22 protein-coding genes are annotated in these 22,556 nt (G+C 41.9%); 11 read left to right on the top strand and 11 right to left on the bottom strand.

Annotated elements, in window-relative coordinates; translation table 11 throughout:
• Nucleotides 1-41 precede the first annotated feature (41 nt).
• The 6 genes from ccmO to NWP17_RS02040 form a co-directional block, all read right to left on the bottom strand.
• Entirely contained in the window at nucleotides 42-830 is a 789-nt protein-coding gene (ccmO, locus tag NWP17_RS02065) for a beta-carboxysome assembly protein CcmO (RefSeq protein ID WP_280653256.1), read from the bottom strand.
• A 47-nt stretch (nucleotides 831-877) separates the two neighbouring features.
• Entirely contained in the window at nucleotides 878-1,594 is a 717-nt protein-coding gene (gene ccmN, locus NWP17_RS02060) for a beta-carboxysome scaffolding protein CcmN (protein WP_280653255.1), read from the bottom strand.
• 101 nt (nucleotides 1,595-1,695) lie between these two features.
• The gene (gene ccmM / locus NWP17_RS02055) at nucleotides 1,696-3,339 is read right to left on the bottom strand and encodes a beta-carboxysome scaffolding protein CcmM (RefSeq protein WP_280653254.1); all 1,644 of its coding nucleotides are present in this window, start codon (nucleotides 3,337-3,339) and stop codon (nucleotides 1,696-1,698) included.
• Nucleotides 3,340-3,421: 82 nt separating this feature from the next.
• On the bottom strand, nucleotides 3,422-3,724 hold the full coding sequence (ccmL, locus tag NWP17_RS02050) for a beta-carboxysome shell vertex protein CcmL (protein WP_280653253.1): 303 nt from the start codon (nucleotides 3,722-3,724) through the stop codon (nucleotides 3,422-3,424).
• A gap of 6 nt (nucleotides 3,725-3,730) precedes the next feature.
• On the bottom strand, nucleotides 3,731-4,075 hold the full coding sequence (locus tag NWP17_RS02045) for a carbon dioxide-concentrating mechanism protein CcmK (protein ID WP_280653252.1): 345 nt from the start codon (nucleotides 4,073-4,075) through the stop codon (nucleotides 3,731-3,733).
• Between the two features lie 94 nt (nucleotides 4,076-4,169).
• The gene (locus NWP17_RS02040; protein WP_073591589.1) at nucleotides 4,170-4,478 is read right to left on the bottom strand and encodes a carbon dioxide-concentrating mechanism protein CcmK; all 309 of its coding nucleotides are present in this window, start codon (nucleotides 4,476-4,478) and stop codon (nucleotides 4,170-4,172) included.
• Nucleotides 4,479-5,015: 537 nt separating this feature from the next.
• On the opposite strand from NWP17_RS02040, the gene NWP17_RS02035 reads away from it, so the two are divergent.
• The 8 genes from NWP17_RS02035 (at nucleotide 5,016) to NWP17_RS02000 (ending at nucleotide 14,459) form a co-directional block, all read left to right on the top strand.
• Nucleotides 5,016-6,872 (top strand): NAD(P)H-quinone oxidoreductase subunit F, encoded by a 1,857-nt coding sequence (locus NWP17_RS02035; RefSeq protein ID WP_280653251.1) that lies wholly within the window; start codon nucleotides 5,016-5,018, stop codon nucleotides 6,870-6,872.
• A gap of 33 nt (nucleotides 6,873-6,905) precedes the next feature.
• Nucleotides 6,906-8,405: an NADH-quinone oxidoreductase subunit M gene (locus NWP17_RS02030; RefSeq protein WP_280653250.1), complete on the top strand. Its 1,500-nt coding sequence runs from the start codon at nucleotides 6,906-6,908 to the stop codon at nucleotides 8,403-8,405.
• A gap of 69 nt (nucleotides 8,406-8,474) precedes the next feature.
• Nucleotides 8,475-9,608 (top strand): CO2 hydration protein, encoded by a 1,134-nt coding sequence (locus NWP17_RS02025; protein ID WP_280653249.1) that lies wholly within the window; start codon nucleotides 8,475-8,477, stop codon nucleotides 9,606-9,608.
• Nucleotides 9,609-10,006: 398 nt separating this feature from the next.
• A complete protein-coding gene (locus tag NWP17_RS02020) occupies nucleotides 10,007-10,990 on the top strand; it encodes an alpha-ketoacid dehydrogenase subunit beta (RefSeq protein WP_280653248.1) in 984 nt (327 codons plus the stop codon).
• Nucleotides 10,991-11,085: 95 nt separating this feature from the next.
• A complete protein-coding gene (gene secD / locus NWP17_RS02015) occupies nucleotides 11,086-12,501 on the top strand; it encodes a protein translocase subunit SecD (RefSeq protein WP_280653292.1) in 1,416 nt (471 codons plus the stop codon).
• Complete coding sequence (gene secF, locus NWP17_RS02010; RefSeq protein ID WP_280653247.1) at nucleotides 12,498-13,445, top strand: protein translocase subunit SecF; 948 nt, start codon at nucleotides 12,498-12,500, stop codon at nucleotides 13,443-13,445. The genes secD and secF overlap by 4 nt, the downstream gene beginning before the upstream one ends.
• Before the next feature lie 52 nt (nucleotides 13,446-13,497).
• Nucleotides 13,498-13,887, top strand: coding sequence for a hypothetical protein (locus NWP17_RS02005; protein WP_280653246.1), 390 nt, complete (start codon nucleotides 13,498-13,500; stop codon nucleotides 13,885-13,887).
• A gap of 98 nt (nucleotides 13,888-13,985) precedes the next feature.
• A complete protein-coding gene (locus NWP17_RS02000) occupies nucleotides 13,986-14,459 on the top strand; it encodes a GNAT family N-acetyltransferase (protein ID WP_280653245.1) in 474 nt (157 codons plus the stop codon).
• Here the strand turns inward: NWP17_RS02000 and NWP17_RS01995 are convergent.
• From NWP17_RS01995 to NWP17_RS01975, 5 genes are all read right to left on the bottom strand, one after another.
• Entirely contained in the window at nucleotides 14,422-15,342 is a 921-nt protein-coding gene (locus NWP17_RS01995) for a sensor histidine kinase (protein ID WP_280653244.1), read from the bottom strand. The two genes, NWP17_RS02000 and NWP17_RS01995, sit on opposite strands and share 38 nt — an antisense overlap.
• A 15-nt stretch (nucleotides 15,343-15,357) precedes the next feature.
• A complete protein-coding gene (locus NWP17_RS01990) occupies nucleotides 15,358-15,948 on the bottom strand; it encodes an L-threonylcarbamoyladenylate synthase (protein ID WP_280653243.1) in 591 nt (196 codons plus the stop codon).
• A 27-nt stretch (nucleotides 15,949-15,975) separates the two neighbouring features.
• Nucleotides 15,976-16,899, bottom strand: coding sequence for a peptide chain release factor N(5)-glutamine methyltransferase (prmC, locus tag NWP17_RS01985; protein ID WP_280653242.1), 924 nt, complete (start codon nucleotides 16,897-16,899; stop codon nucleotides 15,976-15,978).
• A 3-nt stretch (nucleotides 16,900-16,902) separates the two neighbouring features.
• Complete coding sequence (locus NWP17_RS01980) at nucleotides 16,903-17,700, bottom strand: Tic22 family protein (RefSeq protein ID WP_280653241.1); 798 nt, start codon at nucleotides 17,698-17,700, stop codon at nucleotides 16,903-16,905.
• 361 nt (nucleotides 17,701-18,061) lie between these two features.
• Nucleotides 18,062-19,069, bottom strand: coding sequence for a PstS family phosphate ABC transporter substrate-binding protein (locus tag NWP17_RS01975; RefSeq protein ID WP_280653240.1), 1,008 nt, complete (start codon nucleotides 19,067-19,069; stop codon nucleotides 18,062-18,064).
• 241 nt (nucleotides 19,070-19,310) lie between these two features.
• Between NWP17_RS01975 and NWP17_RS01970 the strand changes: the two genes are divergently transcribed.
• The 3 genes from NWP17_RS01970 to NWP17_RS01960 all read left to right on the top strand — a co-directional run.
• Nucleotides 19,311-19,919 (top strand): GIY-YIG nuclease family protein, encoded by a 609-nt coding sequence (locus tag NWP17_RS01970; RefSeq protein ID WP_280653239.1) that lies wholly within the window; start codon nucleotides 19,311-19,313, stop codon nucleotides 19,917-19,919.
• A gap of 62 nt (nucleotides 19,920-19,981) precedes the next feature.
• Nucleotides 19,982-22,441 carry a dynamin family protein gene (locus tag NWP17_RS01965; protein WP_280653238.1) on the top strand — a complete coding sequence of 820 codons (2,460 nt, stop codon included), beginning with the start codon at nucleotides 19,982-19,984 and terminating at the stop codon, nucleotides 22,439-22,441.
• The coding region (locus tag NWP17_RS01960; RefSeq protein ID WP_425332634.1) for an HNH endonuclease at nucleotides 22,438-22,556 on the top strand (119 nt) is incomplete at its 3' end. The genes NWP17_RS01965 and NWP17_RS01960, both read left to right, overlap by 4 nt.

Here is a 22,556-nt window from a genome sequence, read left to right as displayed (position 1 = left end):
AATAACAATTTATATTGATAAGTTGTTTTGATGAATAAGAATCATTCATCCTGCCATATTTCCTCAGTAACCTTAGCAGGTATTTGGGATAAATCAGGCAATTGTAACACTTCAATTTCAGCAACCTGCTCTTGAACATTAATCGGCATATCTAATGGTTCCCGGTGTTCAATCCAGCAACTTGCTAAAGGCAAGGTGTTCTCCATTTCATCCAATGGTCGGGGAATGACCATAACGGCGTTCAATTCGCCTATGCGTTCTGCCTCAAACATTCCCGCCTCTACTGCCACAGCGACATTAGCCACAGTGCCACGAATAATAGCTGTACATAAACCAGCACCAATTTTTTCATAAGCGGCTAAATGAACATCGGCGGATTTGAGCATGGCATCACAAGCGCCCACCATAGCCGGAAATCCCCTGGTCTCAACTAAACCAATGGCTAAGTTACTTAAACTACTGCTATTACCTTCCTCCATGAGTTTACTCAGTCGGCTGGTAATGGGTAGCACTATATCCAGATTAGGATAAGGACGAGGAATGACTAAACTAGAAACCAATTGACCGAACTGTTCAGCAGTTTGCACACCAGCCTCTACCGCCAGACGTACATCAGCAATACCACCCCGGACAATGGCAGTACATTGGCCACTACCAATTTTTTCATACCCCACCAGGTGAACGCCAGCCGATTTCAGCATCATATCAGCTGTCCCCACTATGGCGGGGAAGCTGCTGGTAGAGACTAGACCCAAAGCAGTATTTTTCAAACTATCTCGGCGGCGGGATTTCTGAATTGTGCTAATAGAGTGTTGATTAGATGTTTCCATGGGAATTTTCCAGGTTACTCACGAAACTGACAACTTACAATTAACACTTACTCAGACTTTTCGTCAGAGATGGGGTCATTTAAGTTTTGCCTGTGGGGAAATAATGTCACTAATAACTTCTTGATACTTCCTTGCCCATAAATTTGATTCCCGATATGATTAGGCGATTGAGTGGGAGGCTGACTTGATTCTGATGCTTGGGGAATGGAATTATTAGCTTCGGGCTTTGCTTCTACAGGTGGAGGCTGGTTTTTTGATGTAGGCGAAGACTGAGAAGACTTAGAGACGCTAGTTGAGGACATTACCGTCTCTTCATTGGCTTCTAAACTGTTTTTAGCTTCTGGCTGTTGTTCAGTGCTGGCATTAACACCATGTTCTGCGGGTGATTCCTGTGGTGTTGTTACCTCAACTCGCCGACTGGTGTCTCCTAAAATTGAGCCTGGTGCAATGACTAATCCCGGACCAATGGAACAGTTATAAACTGTTGTCGCTGAACCAATACAGGCATTTGCCCCAATTTTACCTGTGCCGAGCATCAAAAAACCTGCTCCTAAGTTTGCGCCTGCTTCTACCTCTATGCTTCCTTCGCTAACTTGGATAATTGACCCCATACCAATACAGACCCCAGGGCCGATGATAATCTTGCTGTTTACAGCCGCTTGAAGTATCACTCCAGGTGCAAGTACTGCGCTGGGATGAATAGTCACCTCGCCACTAATGTAAGAGTCAAAGTTGTTGCTGAGGTGCAGTGGCGGCACAGACATGGAAATTTTAACCTCGGAACCCGGAAAATGTCAGTGGTGAGTCGTGAGTGGTGAAATAAAAAGTTTCTACTTCCTATTCGCCACTCTCTACTTCACTCTATTTAAGGACGTTGGATAATAGTCTCTAAAACTCGGCGTTTCGCTTTGGTGTCAATACCAATCAAGCGGACATATTCTCCGGGATATTCAGCGAGGTATCCTTCCACGGCTGCGATCGCTTCTCTATCTGATGTAGTGTCAATTTGTCCACAGCTAGCCCAAGAACCAGTGCGGAATCGTCTTTGGTCTACGTGTTCTGCACTAACTTTATAACCACCCGCTAAAATTTGCCTGATTTGGTCTACCACTTCAGGACTCAATTTAGTACTGGTGGCCGTGGCCGTGCTGGAACTGCTGATACTAGGGGATTGTTTTGTCCCTGACGAAGCAACTTTACCGTTTGGTCTTTGGATAATACTTTCTAAAATGCGCCGTTTAGCTTTGGCATCAATGCCTATTAAGCGTATATATTCGCCTTGATGCTCTTGTATACATTCTTCTAAAGCAGCGATCACTTCCTGAGCGGCAGTTGATTCTATGGGCTTGCAGCTGTTCCAAGAACCAGTCCGGAAACGTCGCTCATCTACGTGTTCTGTACCAATTTTATAACCGCTTGACAGCAAACTACGAACCTGGTCTATGGTTTCGTTACTGAGTAAGCTGCTGCTGGCAACGCGACCATTCCCATTACTACTGTGACGACCATTCCCATTACTAGCTGCATAGCTGCTGGGCTGAATGGAAGTGACCATACCATTAGGACGCTGGATAATGGTTTCCAATACCCGCTTTTTACTACCGTCAATGCCAAACAGCCTGACGTATTCTCCGCTATGGTCTCTCAAGCAGTTTTCCAAAGCGGCGATCGCTTCACCCATGGATCCTGGTTGAATAGGCTGGCAACTTTGCCAACAACCAGTACGGAAACGTCTTTGGTCTACGTGTTCTGTACCAATTTTATATCCTTGTTCTAAAAGATAGCGCACCTGTTCTATGATTTCGGCACCCAAGCTATTACTCGACACTTCACCACTCCTTTCTAGTTCTAAAACACTAATACCAGTATTTGTATAAGATTTAGCAATCTCATCCCGAATGGGTGCAATACATTTGCTATCCGCAGCACATCTATAACCAGTTCTTAAAGACTGATTCACCCCGACGACATGATGAGCGAATTGCTGATCTTCAGGTTCAGCATCTGGCAATCGATCAGCTTGCTGTTGAGTAGTTATGATCGCGCCCGAAGGTACATATTTACCGGGGGGAATTTCTACATCTTGAATTAGAGCGTGCATCATCACGATACAGCCCGCACCTACTCTGGCGTTAAATACCGTGGAGCGAAAGCCAATGAACGAGTTATCTCCCACATAGGCTGGACCGTGAATCAGTGCCATGTGGGTAATGGACACATTGTCACCAATCCATACTGAGTATTTATTTTGGTCATCGCCAATTACTCGGCCTTGCTCCAATCCATGAATTACTACACCATCTTGAATATTAGTATTTTCGCCAATATGAAAAGGTGTGCCTTCATCCGCTCTAATCGAGGTTCCTGGAGCAATGATGACATTTGCGCCTATCCGCACATCTCCAATGATATTGGCAACGGGATGTACAAATGTAGTTTCATGGATTTTTGGCTCGGCTAAATTCCTCGACCACGGGGTTGGGGGTGCCGCCGTGCTGCGGACTACCATCGCAAGATTCCTCCTGAACTAAGCTTGTTGTCTGTGAGTCTTGATTAGTCTCAAATTATGACTAATCAATCATTGCTGCTTACTAGCGATACTGCTCTTTTTTGCTGTACATGAGGCGACCTTCCAAGTGAATGGTATCAATGATCGCCACTACTGCTGCATCTAAAGGACGCTGTTCGTTGCCCAGGACTTGACGAGCGGCACTGCCACGAGTGACAAGCACCCACTCATCTACTCCCGCTCCTACTGTATCTGCTGCTACTTCGTATTTGGGCAGGAGGTTTCCTTCTTCATCTACTAATTGCAACAGCAGTAGTTTGACACCTCTAAGACTTGGATCTTTTTGCGTGCCTACTACTGTGCCACGAACTTTGGCAATTTGCATTACAGATTACGGTCTTCTATTGAAAGGACGAATGGCGTTCACATTTTCCCGGAATTGTTCTACATCCTCCGTATAACGAATTGGTAGCACATATTCCAAGTTTTCATGAGGACGGGCAATGATGTGGGTAGATAATACCTGTCCGCCATTGACTCGTTTAACTGATTCTACTCCCGCACCCACTGAAGCTTGTACCTCGGAAACGTCACCGCGAACGATGACGGTTACTCGACCACTACCAATTTTTTCATAGCCCACCAAAGTAACACGGGCGGCTTTCACCATGGCATCGGCAGCTTCCACCACTGCTGGAAAGCCCAGCGTTTCTACCATTCCTACTGCAATTGACATTAGTTTCTCATCCTGAATTTATATTTTTGGCCTTTAACAACAGTACTGCTCAACACGGGAACCGCGTTGATTAATTTGTTTGTTTAATCAGCTTTTAAGTGCGGAATTGTTCTACGGCTTCCGTGTAACGAATTGGTAGCACGTATTCCAAGTTTTCGTGAGGACGAGCAATGATATGAGTAGATACGACTTCACCACCGTTGACTCTTTTGGCTGCCTCTATGCCGGCGCTCACTGAGGCTTGTACTTCAGATACATCTCCCCGCACAATCACTGTTACCCTAGCACTACCAATTTTTTCATATCCCACCAAGGTAACACGTGCGGCTTTTACCATGGCATCAGCAGCTTCTACTACTGCTGGAAAGCCTTTTGTCTCAATCATTCCAACTGCAATTGGCATCGCCGAACTCCTAAAAATTTTATCCGATCAGTACTGTGTTTGGAAACGTTTAACGGCTTGAGCTAATCTTGAGCCATAAAAACACTTCTATAGTTAAGCATAGGAAAGCTTGGCCTCCCTGGCAATATAGATTAGTATAATTGTCTATGGTAAAAAACTTTTAGAAAAATTCACAAAAGTTCATGATGTTCTCATGCAAGAGAGGTTGACAAGTTACCATATTAGAAGTTACGTTCTATATTTTTTTTATTACACTCGCACATTCGCAAAACCACATTAATACCAGGATGTCCTTCTCATTTGGCTCCATTGGACAGTGAAAATAATAACTTGCTAAAAAACATATAAGTTTTTCTAATATAACTGATAAATTTATTGTCTGAGAGCGGAAAGAGAATTTTTGGCTCAAAAGTGATGTAATAGAAGTAAGTGTTCTTAAGATATGCAGATAAGGTAATCTGAATTTTAATTAACAATTTTTTGTTTTTTTGGGATGTTTAAGTAAAAATCAAGGCTGAGTGGTCAAGGAAAGTATCAATGAATCAGTTTCTATTTTCAACAAGTTGGTGGGTGCCGTTGTATGGCTTAATTGGCGCACTGGTAACTTTGCCGTGGGGAATGGGAATCATTCGGCGTACAGGGCCTAGACCGGCGGCATATTTCAACTTGTTAACCACTCTTGGAGGTTTGCTCCATAGCTTGTTGTTGTTCAACCACATGTGGGATAGAGAACCAGAAACCTTGGTAATTAACTGGTTTCAATCTGCGGACTTTAACCTATCATTGGCTTGGGAAATTTCACCAGTGAGTATTGGGGCAACAGTATTAATTACAGGATTAAGCCTGTTAGCACAAGTTTATGCCCTGGGATACATGGAAAAGGACTGGTCCCTGGCACGTTTTTTTGCCCTATTTGGCTTTTTTGAAATGGCGTTGACCGCTTTGGCGATGAGTGATTCCTTGTTTCTCAGCTATGCGCTTTTGGAAGTCCTCACCCTTTCTACATATTTATTGGTGGGATTTTGGTATGCTCAACCGCTAGTAGTGACTGCGGCGCGGGATGCTTTTTTAACTAAGCGGGTGGGAGATTTACTACTGTTAATGGGGGTGGTAAGCCTTTCAACTATGGCAGGTAGTTTGAATTTTTCTGACTTATACGAATGGGCACAAACAGCTGATTTAAGTTGGCTGACATCGAGTTTACTGGGTTTGGCATTGATTGCCGGACCTGTGGGTAAATGCGCTCAATTTCCTTTACACCTGTGGTTAGATGAAGCTATGGAAGGTCCAAACCCAGCCTCAGTGCTGCGGAATTCCCTGGTAGTCTCTGCTGGTGCCTATGTATTGTATAAAGTTCAGCCTTTGTTAAGTTTGTCCCCAGTGGCTTTGAATACCTTGGTAGTGATAGGAACCTTAACAGCAGTGGGTGCAACATTAGTATCACTGGCGCAAACTGATATTAAGCGATCGCTATCTCATTCCACCAGTGCATATATGGGCTTGGTATTTTTGGCAGTGGGATTAGAGCAAGGTGGTGTGGCTTTAATGTTGCTGTTAAGCCATGGCATCGCTAAGGCACTATTATTCATGAGTTCCGGTTCAGTGATCTACACCACTAGTACCCAAGACCTAACCGAAATGGGTGGACTGTGGTCACGGATGCCAGCCACCACCACAGCATTTATTGTAGGTTCTGCTGGTATGGTAACTCTTCTACCTCTGGGCAGCTTCTGGTCTATGCTGGCCTGGGCTGATGGCTTAGTTCATGCCAGCCCTTGGGTAATTGCTATTTTAGTCTTAGTCAACGGGTTAACGGCTTTGAACTTGACGCGAGTATTCAGATTAATATTTTGGGGAAAGCCACAACCAAAAACCCGCAGGTCGCCGGAAGTGGCTTGGCAGATGGCATTACCTATGGTGGCGCTAACTGTGGTGAGTTTACTATTACCCCTAATGCTACAGCAATGGTATCTTCTACCCAATTGGGAAAGTATTGATTGGTATGTGCTGTTACTGTTACTTTCTTCTACAGTCATAGGTGTAGGTATAGGGTCAATGCTTCATCTGCATAAAGCATGGTCACGCTCCAGAATCTTAATCTGGAGATTTATGCAGGACTTATTGGGTTATGATTTTTACATTGATAGAATATATAAGTTAACCATAGTTAATGCAGTGTCTCTACTATCCAGGTTTTCTGCTTGGAGCGATCGCTATGTTGTTGACGGTTTGGTAAACTTAGTAGGATTTGCTACCATTCTAGGGGGACAAGGTTTAAAATACAGCGTTTCTGGTCAATCCCAGGGGTATATGTTCACCATCCTGGTGGTGATCAGCGTCTTGAGCTTTTTTATTAGCTGGTCTTTAGGACTGCTGGATCAATTACCCTTTTAAAAATACTTAATTTCCCCTTACCTAATTCTACCCATGCTAAGTGCGTTAATTGTACTGCCGTTATTCGGTGCGGCTTTAATTGGTTTTTGGCCTGGTGAAATCAGTGGCAAACTGTCTCACCGAGTAGCTCTACTGTTTGCCATAATCATTTTATTGTGGACAGTTCTACTAGCAATCAAATTCAACCCTGGGGAAGTCCATCAACAGTTTGGCGAGTTTATTCCTTGGATAGACTCTTTGGGGCTGACTTATAATTTGGGAATAGATGGTTTATCTTTACCACTGCTGGTTTTAAATGCACTGTTAACTTGTATTGCCATCTACAGCAGTAATGATATTATTCAGCGTCCGAGATTCTACTACTCCTTAATCTTACTGTTAACAGCCGGAGTTACAGGAGCATTTCTGGCACAAGACTTACTACTGTTTTTCCTGTTTTATGAACTGGAATTAATACCTCTATATCTGTTAATTGCCATTTGGGGCGGTGCAAGACGGGGTTACGCGGCGACCAAATTTTTGATTTATACTGCCGTGTCCGGGATATTAATTTTGGCCAGTTTCCTGGGGATGGTTTGGCTGAGTGGTTCTTCCAGCTTTGCACTGGCCAGTTTAAACACCACAACTTTATCTTTAACAACACAGCTGTTACTACTGGCAGGAATTTTAGTCGGTTTTGGCATTAAAATTCCCTTGGTTCCCTTTCACACCTGGTTACCAGATGCCCACGTTGAAGCCTCTACACCCATTTCTGTACTGTTGGCAGGAGTATTATTAAAGTTGGGAACCTATGGTTTACTGCGCTTTGGCATGAACTTGTTACCGTCTGGGTGGACTTACATCGCTCCTTGGTTAGCGAGTTGGGCTGTGGTTAGCGTACTATTCGGCTCATCCTGTGCCATCGCCCAAACGGATATGAAAAAAATGGTGGCTTATAGTTCCATCGGACATATGGGCTACATTCTGTTGGCTGCGGCCGCAGCCACACCTTTAAGCATCTTGGGGGCTGTGATGCAAATGATTAGCCACGGTTTGATTTCAGCACTGCTGTTTTTGCTGGTGGGGGTAGTTTATCAAAAAGCTGGTAGCCGAGATTTAAATGTAATTAGAGGATTATTCAACCCAGAAAGGGGTCTACCTGTGATTGGTAGTTTAATGGTGTTGGGGGTAATGGCCAGCGCGGGTGTACCGGGTATGGTGGGCTTTATTGCAGAATTCATTGTTTTTCGGGGCAGTTTTGCTGTGTTCCCGGTGCAAACATTGGTGTCTATGATTGGTACAGGTTTAACTGCGGTTTACTTCTTAATTTTAATGAATCGCGCCTTTTTTGGGCGATTGTCGGCACAAGTTACCAACTTACCCCGTGTATTTTGGAGCGATCGTCTTCCTGCGGTAATTTTAGCAGTGTTAATTGTGATTTTCGGCATTCAACCCACTTGGTTAGTGCGCTGGACTGAACCGACAGTCAAAGCCATGCTGAACACCGAAAAGGTAGTGGCCACTGTGTCTTTAGATCATGGTAATAGAAACTAGGGAATGGGGACTGGGTAGGAGTATTTTTCACACCCAAACCTAATCAAGTTAATCTTTGGAGAAGTATTTATGGTAACTATGGAAAAAACACCTTCATTACATCCTTTAGATGACTATGTTGAAAGATTACTCAACGGGGGTGCATTACTTCCCGACAGTCCTAATAACGTAGTGGAAGTAGTGGGCATACTCAAAAGCTATGGGGTAGTTTTAGATGCCTATTCCCGTAATCTAATTTATATTGCTGAACATCAGTTTTTAGTATTTTTTCCGTTTTTTAAATACTTCAATGGGGAGATTTCTTTCTCTAAATTAATCCGCCATTGGTGGCATGACAGAATTAATTTTGAATATGCCGAATATTGCATGAAAGCGATGATGTGGCATGGTGGTGGTGGACTAGATGAATATTTAGACACACCAGAATTTGCAGCCAGAGCAGAAGCAGTTATTCAAGCCAAATTTAAAAATAATCCCATCGTCATAGGAATTAATCAACTATTTCCTGACTTTTTAACAGAAATGTTGCGTGTCTCGGCTTACTATAGCGGTTTGGGGCAATTTTGGCGGGTAATGGCTGATATTTTCCTGAACTTATCAGACCGCTACGACCGGGGTGAAATTAACAGTATTCCCCAAGTTGTAGACCACATTAAAGCAGGTTTAGTAGCAGATGCCATCAAGCCCATTACCTACGCTGTGAGCATTAAAGATCAAGTTTATCAAATTATTCCTAAATCTGCGGGTTTAACTTTTCTAGCCGATACAGCCGTTCCTTATGTAGAGGCGGTATTCTTTCGGGGAACTCCTTTTCATGGCACTGTTTCATACAATGCCCAAGCATATCAAATTCCCCTAGACCAAGCACGATTTCAATATGGCGCATTATATGCCGATCCTTTGCCTATAGGTGGTGCTGGTATTCCTCCTACTTTGCTGATGCAGGATATGCGTCATTATCTGCCAGATTATTTACATCAAATTTATCTGCACACCCCGCGGGGTGAGGATGATTTACGAGTGCAAATTTGTATGAGTTTCCAAAAGTCGATGTTTTGCGTAACTACAGCCGCCATTTTGGGACTGATGCCTTATCCTAGAGATACTCAAGACTCCTCCGAACAAAGTGCAAATCGAGTGTATTTACAAAAGTGGATGAATCGGTTAGAAACTTCCCGCTTACAGGATGTAAATAAAACTTGATTTCTTGGTAGAGAGTTGGTATCCAAATTCTCTACAATAGTTATGATTTTAGGTAAGAGAGTTAAACGTGGTTTATTTCAGTCTAGTAATGGAACAAAGATCAATGCAGATGTCAATGGTTCGTTACAAATCTCAAGAAAACTATTCCCTAATGCCTATACAGCTGAAGAGATAGTCAGTGCTGCCGTTGCACCCTCGGTTTTACCTTGATAAAGACGAAAGCTATTACGCATTTCTAATTTATAATATTTTATTAGAATATTTGATTAGATTTTAGTAGTTTTTCTCAAACGGTAATTTCTGGTAAAAACCAATCTATAATCTGGTGCGATCGCTCACGATATTTGCCAGAGTAGAGGGATAATATGCTAAAACAATAGTTTTACTATCAGGTCCAAATGGCAGAAACACTATTTTTTAACGCTCTGCGAGCAGCCATTGACGAAGAAATGGCTCGTGATTCCAGTGTATTCGTTCTTGGTGAAGATGTAGGACATTATGGCGGTTCCTATAAAGTTACTAAAGACTTATACAAAAAGTATGGGGAGTTGCGAATCCTCGACACCCCCATTGCCGAAAACAGTTTTACTGGTATGGCTGTAGGAGCAGCTATGACTGGATTAAGACCGATAATTGAGGGCATGAATATGGGCTTTTTGCTCCTGGCCTTTAACCAAATATCTAACAACGCGGGAATGCTGCGCTACACTTCCGGTGGGAATTTTAAAATCCCTATGGTCATTCGTGGTCCCGGTGGTGTGGGTAGACAGTTAGGGGCAGAACATTCTCAACGCCTAGAAGCTTATTTTCAGGCAGTTCCGGGGTTGAAAATTGTTACCTGTTCTACACCCTACAACGCTAAAGGATTACTCAAATCAGCTATTCGGGACGATAACCCGGTGTTGTTCTTTGAACACGTTCTCCTTTATAACTTAAAAGAAGACTTACCAGAAGAAGAATATTTGGTGCCTTTGGATAAGGCCGAAGTTGTGCGCCAGGGGAAAGATGTGACAATTCTTACTTACTCACGGATGCGTCACCATGTGTTGCAAGCGGTGAAGACTTTAGAAAAACAAGGTTATGAGCCAGAAGTGATTGACTTGATATCACTCAAGCCTTTAGATTTTGATACCATTGGAGCATCCATACGCAAAACCCACCGAGTGATTATTGTGGAGGAGTGTATGAGAACTGGCGGCATTGGTGCAGAATTAACTGCGTCTATTAATGACCGCTTGTTTGATGAATTAGATGCACCGGTGCTGCGACTTTCTTCCCAAGATATCCCCACACCTTACAACGGCAATTTGGAACGGTTAACCATTGTACAACCAGAACAAATAGTAGAAGCTGTGGAGAAAATGGTGGCTATGCGAGTTTAGAAATTATGACTGGGGAATGGGTTTTCTTTCCTTTTCGCCATTCATAACCGGTAAAAATAACGCTATCATAGCCTTTGTCAGTTGCGAGTTATGGTATGCAGAGACAACGATCGCTATTAGCTTTAATTTTAGTGTTGCTCATGGCCGCCATTGCGGCCATAGTCACAATTCCAGTACCCTTGGGGTTGGACTTACGGGGCGGATCACAATTAACTATCCAGGTGAAACCAGCACCGGGAATGAGGGAAATTACTGAACGAGATTTAGAAGGCGTTCAGAAAGTTATAGAAGGTAGAGTTAACGGTCTTGGGGTTTCTGAGCCGGTGATTCAAACCGTGGGTACTGATAAAATCCTGGTACAATTGCCGGGGGTTAATGATCCAGAACAAGCAGAACGGGTATTAGGTGGTACTGCACAGTTAGAGTTCCGCGAACAAAAGCCTGGTACAGAAACTCAATTTTTTGCTTTTCAAGCATCACGAGGAGAACTGAAAGCCAAACAAGAACAGTTACGCAGCAGTGATGATGAAGCAGCAATTATGAATAATCAACAAGAATTACAAAAAAATAATCAAGCGATCGCTGAATTGTTTGCCAGCACTGATCCACCACTAGATGGCAAATATCTCCAAGATGCCTACGGTGAACCAACTCAAGGTGATACTTGGAATGTTGCCATTCGCTTCAATCCTAAAGGTGGTGAACTATTTGCCAATCTGACCAAAAAACTGGCGGGTACTGGGCGTACTATTGGTATTTTTTTGGATAATGAACTAATCAACGCTCCTGTAGTGGGGGTGGAATTTGCTGATACAGGTATTACTGGTGGCGCTGCGGTGATCACAGGTAGATTTACTACCCAAGAAGCCAATAACTTGGGTGTGCAGTTACGAGGCGGTGCGTTACCTGTACCAGTGGAAATTGTAGAAAGGCGGACAGTAGGCGCTACACTGGGTAAAGACAGTATTCAAAGTAGCATTTATGCTGGTTTGGGTGGTTTGATTTTAGTATTGATCTTTATGTTGCTTTACTATCGTCTACCAGGACTGATTGCCGATGTGTCATTGGTCATTTACTCCCTGCTGACATGGGCAAGTTTTGCTTTATTGGGAGTGACTTTAACTTTGCCGGGTATCGCTGGTTTTATCCTCAGTATTGGGATGGCGGTTGATGCCAATGTGCTAATTTTTGAGCGCACCAGGGAAGAATTACGAGCGGGTAAATCCTTGTATCGTTCTGTGGAATCCGGTTTTTACCGAGCATTTTCCAGTATTTTAGATAGCAATGTCACTACATGGATTGCTTGCGCGGCACTGTTTTGGTTTGGTTCTGGATTAGTCAAAGGCTTTGCCCTTACCTTAGCTTTGGGGGTGGGGGTGAGTATGTTTACGGCAATTACTTGTAGCCGGACACTGATGTTTTTAGCAATCACTAATCCCAGTGTGAAAAACAGGCGAGAACTTTTCTGTCCCCAGCTGCCAACTTTAAATCAGCCAGAGGTAGCCAAATGAAACTGAGTATTAACAAGTCGCGATCGCTGTGGTGGAGTATTTCTACTACCATTATAGTCATTAGTATAATCTCAATGGCTATTTCCTGGCAAAACCCGCAAATTCGCGCACCCCTACGCCCTGGTTTAGATTTCATCGGTGGTACGCGGTTACAGTTTGAGCGCGACTGTACACAAGTTGGTAACTGCGATCAACCAATCAACATCAGCATGGTTAGGGAAGTAGCACAAGCCCTGGGCTTAGGGGACAGCAGCAGCATCCAAATAGTTGGTGAAAATGGCATATCAATTCGCACCAAGGATTTAGACGTTAATCAGCGCACTAATTTACAAACCGCGTTAAGCGAAAAGGTAGGCGCTTTTGACCCCCAGCAAAATCAAATTAATTCTGTGGGTCCCACCCTAGGAGCAGAATTATTTAGGTCCGGTACAATTGCTTTAATTATTTCCTTGGCGGGAATTATCATTTACTTGACCTTCCGCTTTCAGTTAGACTACGCCTTATTTGCCATTGCGGCACTGTTTCACGACATTTTGATTACTTCAGGGATGTTTTCAATTTTCGGGTTAGTGCTAGCCACAGAAATAGACAGCCTATTTATCGTAGCCTTGTTGACAATTATCGGTTTCTCTGTGAATGATACAGTGGTGATTTATGACCGCATTCGGGAAACTATTCAAACTAATCCTGAGCGTCCCATTGCTGAAATTGTGGATGATGCTGTTAACCAAACACTAGGAAGATCAATCAACACCACATTAACAACCTTGCTGTCATTGGTGGCCATCTTTCTATTTGGCGGGGAAACACTGCGAAACTTTGCCCTGGCGTTAATTATCGGCTTTAGTGCCGGGTCTTATTCCAGTATTTTTATTGCCAGTACTCTTTTGGCTTGGTGGCGAGAACGTCAGGGTAAGTCTCCGGTGTTGGTCAGTAATGAGTGAAATCTTACCTATTCTGATAGAGTGCCACTATACCCGGCCATATTATTTTCCTATGGAGCAACCAGAAGAACTAGCGAAAGATACATTGTTTACCCAACAAGTACAAAGGCTACATCAGCTGACTGTATACGGTAGATGGTTCTTTGTTGGCTGTTTATGGCTGACTATTGCACCATTTTCCTTGTGGGGTTTACGGTCAGAATTAGTTATTTGGCAACAGCATTTTACTTGGGTGGCGTTAAGATATGGACTGTTTTATCATCCACTGTCTACCCTGGGTTTATCTGTTTGTATCGGTGCTACCGTTTCTACTTTGGTTTGGCAAAGCCGAAATATTCTCCTGGGACTACCCCAACGGGAAAAACGACGTTTAGAAAAACAAGTTTTGCACATCAGACAACAAGGACAAAATCATCCTTTATGGAGATGGATTTGTCATTAAATCATGATATTTAAACTTGGAGATAGTTGCATATATATACTTATTCAACTATTCCTAGGAAATAACATAACTAATACTGCCAAATTGGGGTATGGAAGATGAACTATCGTCAAATTCAATTTAGCGATCATCGCCAGTGTGAAATAGACCTTTACCAACTACAAGAACTATTTAATCTGGGGACTTTTTGGGCAAAAGGGCGTAGTATTGAGGATTTAGCCATAGCTATTGCTAATAGCCAACCAGTGATTACCATTAGGGATGGAGAACGACTAATCGGTTTTGCCAGGGCGACTTCTGATGGTATCTATCGGGCTACTATATGGGATGTGGTGATTCATCCGGAGTATCGCGGTACAGGTTTGGGACGCAAATTAGTAGAAACAGTTTTGACTCATCCCCGGGTTAGGAGAGTTGAGCGAGTATACTTAATGACTACTCATCAACAGGAGTTTTATGAAAAAATAGGTTTTCAGTGTAATGTCAGTACAACAATGGTGCTATATAACCAATCCCACATGGAACCTGTTTCTATTACTCAAGTCCAGCTTCAGGAATCACTGGGAGGATAGATACTTGCAAGCGGGTTAATTCTTCAGTATTTTCTTCAGTGGTTGGAAATGGCACAATTTCTAATTTTCCTCCCATGACTTTTAGTAGAGTTTGGTTCAGTAATAGCTTCATTCCTGATGAAAGATTGGCTTTGTCTTCCTTGATCTGAAAATTATTAACTTCAGATTTCATCAAATCAATGGATTCACTCAGAGTTAAAGCATGGGTAGGCACATCCAGCCAAATGTAGAGAGTATCATTTTCAGGTGATAAACTAGTAGAAAGAGAGATACTGCCAAACTGCATTTGAGCAATGGCAGTGTCTACTAAATTTACTAGTATTTGACGTAGCCATCGGTAATCTGCCAAAACATAAATTTCTGGATCGGGAAGCAAAATACCTAAAGGTAAATTACGATTGGCAGCCAGCATATGAGTTAAGTTATTAACTTCTTGTAAAATGGTGGCTAGGCAGTGGGGTTGAATATCTAACTTATTAGTGCCGTGTTCTATTCTGGCAATGTTGAGAATTTCATCAATGAGATGTAGTAGTTTTAAGGCTCTTTCGTGAGCTTGGGCAATAAATTCCCGCTCTTCTTCGGGGTTCTCACACAAATCTGATAAAATTAACTGATGTAAGCCGATTAAACCATTGAGGGGCGATCGCAACTCATGGGTAGTGCGGGCTAAAAATCCCGCTTTAAACCGGCTCATCTCTTCCGCCATGTAGTAAGCTAACTCAGTTTGTTTAATTTGTTGCCAAAGTTTTGTAACTTGCAGTCGATCTTCTAATGGCAATAGAGATAAACTAGAAGAATTGCTCAGAAAGCGAGTAAACAATCCTCGCACACCCAAACCTAATATTAGCCCTACCCCTAAATATATGCAGTTGCTCCAGTTCATAATTTGAGAATCATTCTAACAACTTAATTTAACAGTACCCTGGCGCAAAATTTGCCAGTTCGTCCCTGTCCATTTGCTCACGGTGGAAGGTACACCAATTCCAGCAGTTTCGCCCTTGACTGGTTCTGGCTCTAAAGTCAGCACTTCCGGGAACTGTTGGGCAATTTCTGCTAGGGTTTGTAAGGGCGGTTGACCAGAAAAATTGGCGCTAGTGGTGGCCATTGGTCCAGTTTGTGCCAAAATAGTTTGGGCAATGGCACGATTAGGAACCCGGATGCCAATAGTAGTGGGGTCAGTGGGGTTCATCTGTTTAGGTACTCTGGGGCTGGCTGGTAGTACCAGCGTTAAAGCCCCTGGCCAATGTTGACTTGCTACCTGTTGCCAAATTTGCAACTCATATTCACTACCTTGAACATAAGGCCATAAATCTTCCGCACTACCCCCCATCAAAATTAAGGGTTTATCTTGGCTACGCTGTTTAGCCTGAAAAATTAATGGTGCTTGTTCTGGTATGGCTGCTAGTGCAGGGACAGTATCAGTGGGAAAACTGACTAACAAGCCAGCCTGTGCGCCAGCTATCAATTCAACTAAGGAAACTTGAGTCATTGGTCATGGTTATCATGAGAAGTTATTTTATGATCCACCATGAACATAAGCCATTGCAAAGCGTTCAATGCCCGCTAAATCAGGGTGAATTTTAATATCATAGTAGCTACCCTGTGTTTGTAAAAGTGTTTGCACTGTATCTGCTTGTCCTGCCATCATTTCAATTAGCCACACACCACCAGGACGCAAATACTGGGGAGAGATTTCTATCAACCGGCGAATATAATCTAAGCCATCGCCTCCACCATCTAAGGCTAAATGGGGTTCATGTCTCACCACTTCCGGTTGTAGGGTAGCCACCGTACTAGTGGGAATATAAGGCGGGTTAGACACCATACCGCTAAACTGACCTGTGAGGGCTGCTAACGGCTCCCACCAAGAACCCTGGTAAAATTTAACTTGGTTGTCAAAACCTAAATTATGGGCATTGTAACCGGCAATTTCTAAAGCTTCTGGGCTGAAATCAACTGCATGAATTGTTGCTTGTGGTAAAGCATCTGCTAAACCTAGGGCGATCGCACCGCTACCAGTTCCCAAATCTGCCCAGTGTCCTGAAGGAAGAAACGGGGCTGCGCCGGGGTGAGTAGCAGCAGCCACAGCTAAATCAATTAAACATTCTGTTTCTGGTCTGGGAATTAAAACCGCCTTTGACACTGCAATTTTAAAGTTGCGCCAAGGGGTAATTCCAGTAATGTATTGCACCGGCAAGCGTTCATTTAATCGCCTTTGCCACAACTGGTCTAAATCTTCTAAAGGTAAGGCCATCTCAATCTCAGCCCAATCTTTAAAAGATTCTAAACGCAGTGCCAAACGGTCTAACCCAGCTAATTCTAGAAGTAGCCAGTCTACCTCGGCAGGTGAAATATTATACTTTTTTGCCGAGGCGATCGCTTGATTACGCCACTGCCAAAGCTGTAAACCGGAAACTACTTCTAGCTTTTTATCTGCCATTGCTTAACGTTTTTGGGGTCTTGCCGGCTGTGAATTATTGCTGTTTTGTCTCGGTAAAGTTTGGATATATTCTCTAGATTCTTGGGATGGTACTAAAACAACCTGCTCTAACCAAGGATCATTTTTATCCTGTAGTGTTTTAATCACCCCGTCTATATCTATTACCTGAATATCAGCTTTAGGAAATTTTGGCTTCACTTGGGTTAACAAACCTTGTGCATCTTGCTTACTTAAAAATAAAGGAATCAATTGCTCCTTATCAGATGCTAGTTGAATGGGCACATAACCTTGTTCTGGTGAAAATCTCACTGCAAAAATCGGCACACTGTTAAACTGTTTTACTTGTTGTCCACTTTGACGCAGTAATTCCATTGCCCCATTAATTTCCTGTTCTACAGGTTTAAAGGCAAATATCAAGCGTTCTGACTGATTTTTAGTTTCTTGCAATTGCTCATAGATAACTCCTAGAGGTACTGCTGTTACCTGTAGACTTTTAACAATTTCTTTCATTTTTGGGTCCTTCCCAGAAGCCCCTTGTAATTCCTTGATAAAACTTTGGGCTTCTTGGCGACTCATATAAACACCTGTCACAGAACCACCTTGTTTTTGAGACTCCGGTAAAGGACGGCTCAATGGTAAACCTTGTTGATTGGTAATAAGATATACGGGAACTGAATCTAATTTTTCTTTTATTTGTTGTTCTGACAAAGCCAAGACAGGTAAATTACCTGCAAAAACACCCCCTAGCAAAGTACTCCCCACTAGAGTTAATGTTGTGCCCCAGCGAACTAATGATTTCATAATTATTCCTCGCATGAATAGCTAAATTAAGACAGATAAATGATTAGATAGATGAACACCGCACGAACTAGCTTTAGTTATATAGCAGTGGACGTAAAATGTGAGAAATTTGTTTTCACGGTTCAATGTTAACAATCAATTTGCAAAAGCTGCTATCTTAACGACTTTAAGAATTTACACCAGATTTCAGGTCAATCAGGGTGTAACTGACCTTGTGGTAGGTTGTATTGCTTAAATTTAATTAGTTATATCTTGGATTATGTATACCAGATAGGTAAGCCAGAAGACTGATTGGGTGTGTACTACAGAGTAGTATATCACCTCATAGAGCCATAGACCACTGGCTTACCTGCCAACAAATTTAAAACTTAGCTTTTTTGCGTAATAACTCAGCAATGGTTAAATTCATTTCAGCCTTGCCATCAAATACTGTTCCCACCTTGCCCCTGTGCATATGAACATAATTGAGTCGGTAAGCATCTTGTGGTAAGGGTACATATCCCACAGAACTCACCGCCTCTGGTGCTTTCTGAATATAAAAGTCAGTAAACTTGTAGAGTATTCCTCTATTAGAGAGAGACTGGGGATTAATGTAAATAAACAAAGGACGAGAAAGTGGTTGATATTCCGATTTCTCGACGGTTTTCATTGACGGCAATACAGCACCACGTCCATTATCTACAGAGAGCGCTCTTAACTTGGCTTGATTTTTTTCGTAATAAGCATAGCCAAAGTAACCCAAAGCATTTGGATCTTTGCTGACCCCATCTACTAAAACATCATCGTCTTCACTGGCTGTGTAGTCACTACGGGAAGCTCCCGCTTTACCAACCACGGCTTCGGTAAAATAATCAAAAGTCCCTGATTCCCCACCAGCACCATACAAAGTGAGAGGACGATCTGGCCAAGATGGGCGTACTTGGTTCCATTTAGTGATTTTCCCCTGGGCTGCTGGTTCCCAAATCTTTTTTAGTTCTGCCACTGTGATGTCTTTTGCCCAGTTATTTTCTGGACTAACAGCCACTGTTAAAGCATCAAAAGCGATGGGTAACTCTATGTAACCCACCTGATTATTTTTACAAGCTTCCATCTCCTCCAGTAGAATTGGTCGAGAAGCGTTGTTAATCTCTGTTTCTCCAGCGCAAAATTTTTTAAATCCCCCTGTAGTACCGGAAATCTTTAGGTCAACTTGCAGTTGGTTGTTAGGGTCTTTCTTAAACTCCTGAACAATTGCTTGGGTAATGGGATGTACCGTACTCGAACCATCAATTAGAATTGATGGTTCAGTTTTGACCGCACTACTGGCACAACTACTCACTAGTGTTACGATTCCTAACACCAGAGGTATTTTATTAATTGTCATGTTCATCTAACTCTCCGTTGTCTATTACGAGTAAGTTTATATGTGTCTAATTTCAAAAAAACTTGATATGTAAATAGTTGTCAAGCATACAACACAAAAATTAATTAATTCTCACACTTACTGTATATAAGTAAAAACACTGAAATTTTAGAGACATAAAAAATTTGAAATCTATCTTAAGAGGTATTTTTGGTTTTATACCAAGGGTGATAGTCTTTTCATATACAGTAATTGATGAACTTGTGTGATGGACATAACAATTAAAAAACTAGCCAAGGTGAATCTAGGAGAACACCACAATTTACCTGATTCACCGGGGATATACTTTATATGTGATCAGGCTTACAGAGTTTGGTATGTGGGTATTTCCACCAGCAGCTTAAGACAGAGACACCAACAACACGAACGCACTGAGGATTTTAAAACTCATGGCGGTCAGTGGATATGTTATTTAAGCTGGGATGACGTTGATGATTTGCATGAGTGGGAAGTTGACCATATTCACAAGTTCCAACCGCCACTGAATAAAAACTTGACCCAGCCGGAGTTACCTTTGATTGATTTAGGGTATGATCAAAGCAATTATTTCAGCAGATATCGGGAAATTAAGCAAATACAGGCTAGTTTGGAGCAGGAGTTAGAGCAACTAAAGCCCAATCTTGTCACCTTGATTGAGAACCATGGGGGAAAAATTAAGACTAGTGAGTTTAGCGCTTACTTGAATAAAAGGACTACATATAGCTATTCTTCAGAAGTTGAACAGCTAAATTTACAACTGAAGGACAAGAAAAAAGAAGAGGAAAAAACAGGTATAGCCCAGGTCACATCTGTTACTATTTTTCCTGTAGTACGATAGTTGAATTGTGCTGGTGTTATTGTATGATCAATCATTGGGTAAATAGTTATAAATAGCCAATCATGTCGAAAGTCCTTAATCAATGTGAAAATTTAAAAGAGCAAGTTGAAACCATATTACAACTTGTCCATCAAGAACCATCTTTACGGTCACAAGATATTACATCTGTACAAACTTGTTTGGAAAAAGTCATTTCTCCCAGGTTTGAAATTGTATTTGCAGGTGCATTTAGTGCTGGTAAATCCATGCTGATTAATGCACTACTAGAACGAGAATTGTTATACAGTGCTGAGGGACACGCTACAGGTACAGAATGCAGAATTGAATATGCGGAATTAGATAATGAACGGGTAGTTTTAACATTTTTAAGTGAAGTGGAAATTCGTGAACAAGCTAGTTTTTTATGTCAACAATTAGCATTTAACACAACCGCTAATCTTAATCACCCTGAAGTTATTAATTTACTGCGCCAAGGTTGTAGCGTTATTATTCAGCAGGAAGGAGGGGAAAGTAGATCGGAACGGGCTAAACAAGCAAAGGCTTTAATCTTGTTGCTCGATGGGTATGAAGCAAATCATCAACATATTCATACAACGAATAATGCTACATATTCTATGGAACAATTTAATTTTTCTAATCTCAAGGAAGCGGCTGGATATGCGCGGCGTGGTAGTAATAGCGCTGTGTTAAAAAGAATTGAGTATTACTGTAACCATCAGCTTTTACAAGATGGTAACATCATCATTGATACACCAGGAATTGATGCACCAGTGGAGAGGGATGCTCAATTAACTTATGCTAAAATACAACATCCCGATACATCGGCGGTGGTGTGTGTGTTAAAGCCTGCTGCGGCTGGTGATATGACTACGGAAGAAACAGAACTTTTAGAAACAATGCGAAATAATAGCGGTATACGCGATCGCATCTTTTACACTTTCAACCGCATTGATGAAACATGGTACAATCACCAATTAAGGCAGCGTTTAGATAACTTGATTAATGATCAGTTTCGTGATGCTCGTAGGGTTTACAAAACCAGTGGATTGTTAGGATTCTACGGCAGTCAGATTAAACAAACAAGTAGCCTGGATAGGTTTGGGTTAGATTCTATTTTTGCGGAAAGTGTTAAAAATGCCCATGGTCAAGAAGAAACACCGCAATTTATTAATGAATTTAATCGCTACTGTGCTAGTTCTGGTAAATTGTCATCCAGTCAATTTCGCATTTCTGTAAACAGCTTTGAAACTCCCAATGAGAATTATGTCAGGATTTTAACTGAACAGGGAACGCCTTTAATTAATCAGCTGATTCAAGATAGCGGGATTGAGGAATTTCGCACGGCTATTACTAAATATTTGTTCGAGGAAAAACGTCCACAGCTTTTTCAAAATCTGGCTGATGAGTTGGAAGATATTTGTATTAAATTAAAAAAACATTATCAAAGTGAATACATAAATTTAGATAGTCAGCCGCGAGAAATTGAAGGGATGAAGGCGCAAGAGTTACAACGCCTGAATCAACAATTACAGCAACTAGCTAAAGATTTCAGTCAGCACATCACAGAGGAAGTTAACCAAATAATAAATAATTCTTCCGCTACTTTTGAGACAGATTTTAGACAATTACAATCACGGATGATTCGGCGTTTAGATGAATTGCTAGACACATTTTCTGTGGCTGATGCTTATCAACGTTCTACTCGTAATCATCCCCGCAATTCAACTGCACCTTTTCTAGCTATTTTGGTAGAAGCATTGTATTATTTAGCCAATCAATTAGAAGATATCCTGATTACATCTTGCCAACAATTAGTGGATAATTTATTTCAGCAATTAATGGACAAGATTCGCAAATCAGAATATTACCGTCAATTGTATCGGCTAGTAGGTAACGACGGGGGAATTGAACAACAGGTCAAAGCAGCGGCTAAGAGGGTGTCTATGGTGTTGGAGAGCGCAGCTTGTGTAGAATGCGATCGCTTTGTGCGAGAAAGTCCGAGATTTTATGATGAAGGTACTTTTTCGATATATCAGTTTCGTCAAACTTTGCTGCAAACATCCCAAAGTTATGATGCTCAGAGTATGGTAGAGGCTGAACCTGCCATTAGACAACTGTTAAAATTAGATTTTGAACCAAAGGTTTCTCAGACAGTTTGCAAATCTTTCCGCCAAACCATTAATGCTATTCTCAAGAGACAACTGTTAACAATGGCGGAGGAACAACAAGAAAATGTTTTACAGCAATATTCCCAAGCCCGTGCTTATTTAGAACAAACTCTGCAACAAGAAGCCGAAAATAAAATTATCAATAATCAACGCTTACTGACAGGCGTTCAACAAAAAATAGACAGTTATAACACAGCAGTTCACCATGTCAATAACTGTTTACAATCTATGCAGTTGTATGATCATTTATTACCTGTAATTAATCAGGAAGATTTTCAAACTCTTGACAATCATTCAGCAGTTGTAAAAGATTTAGAAATTAGCGATATTCTGGTTGATGATCGTAATTTATGAATAAAACTCCTCGGATTCCCATCCCCCCTTCTGTGAGAAAATATGTATTTGAACGAGACAAATATCAGTGCCAAAGCTGTGGTAAAACAACCTTAGAAACTAACCTAACCATTGA

The organism is Chrysosporum bergii ANA360D (genome assembly GCF_029891735.1).
GTDB classification, from domain to species: Bacteria; Cyanobacteriota; Cyanobacteriia; order Cyanobacteriales; family Nostocaceae; genus Umezakia; species Umezakia bergii.
This window is presented reverse-complemented; position numbering and strand designations above follow the sequence as displayed.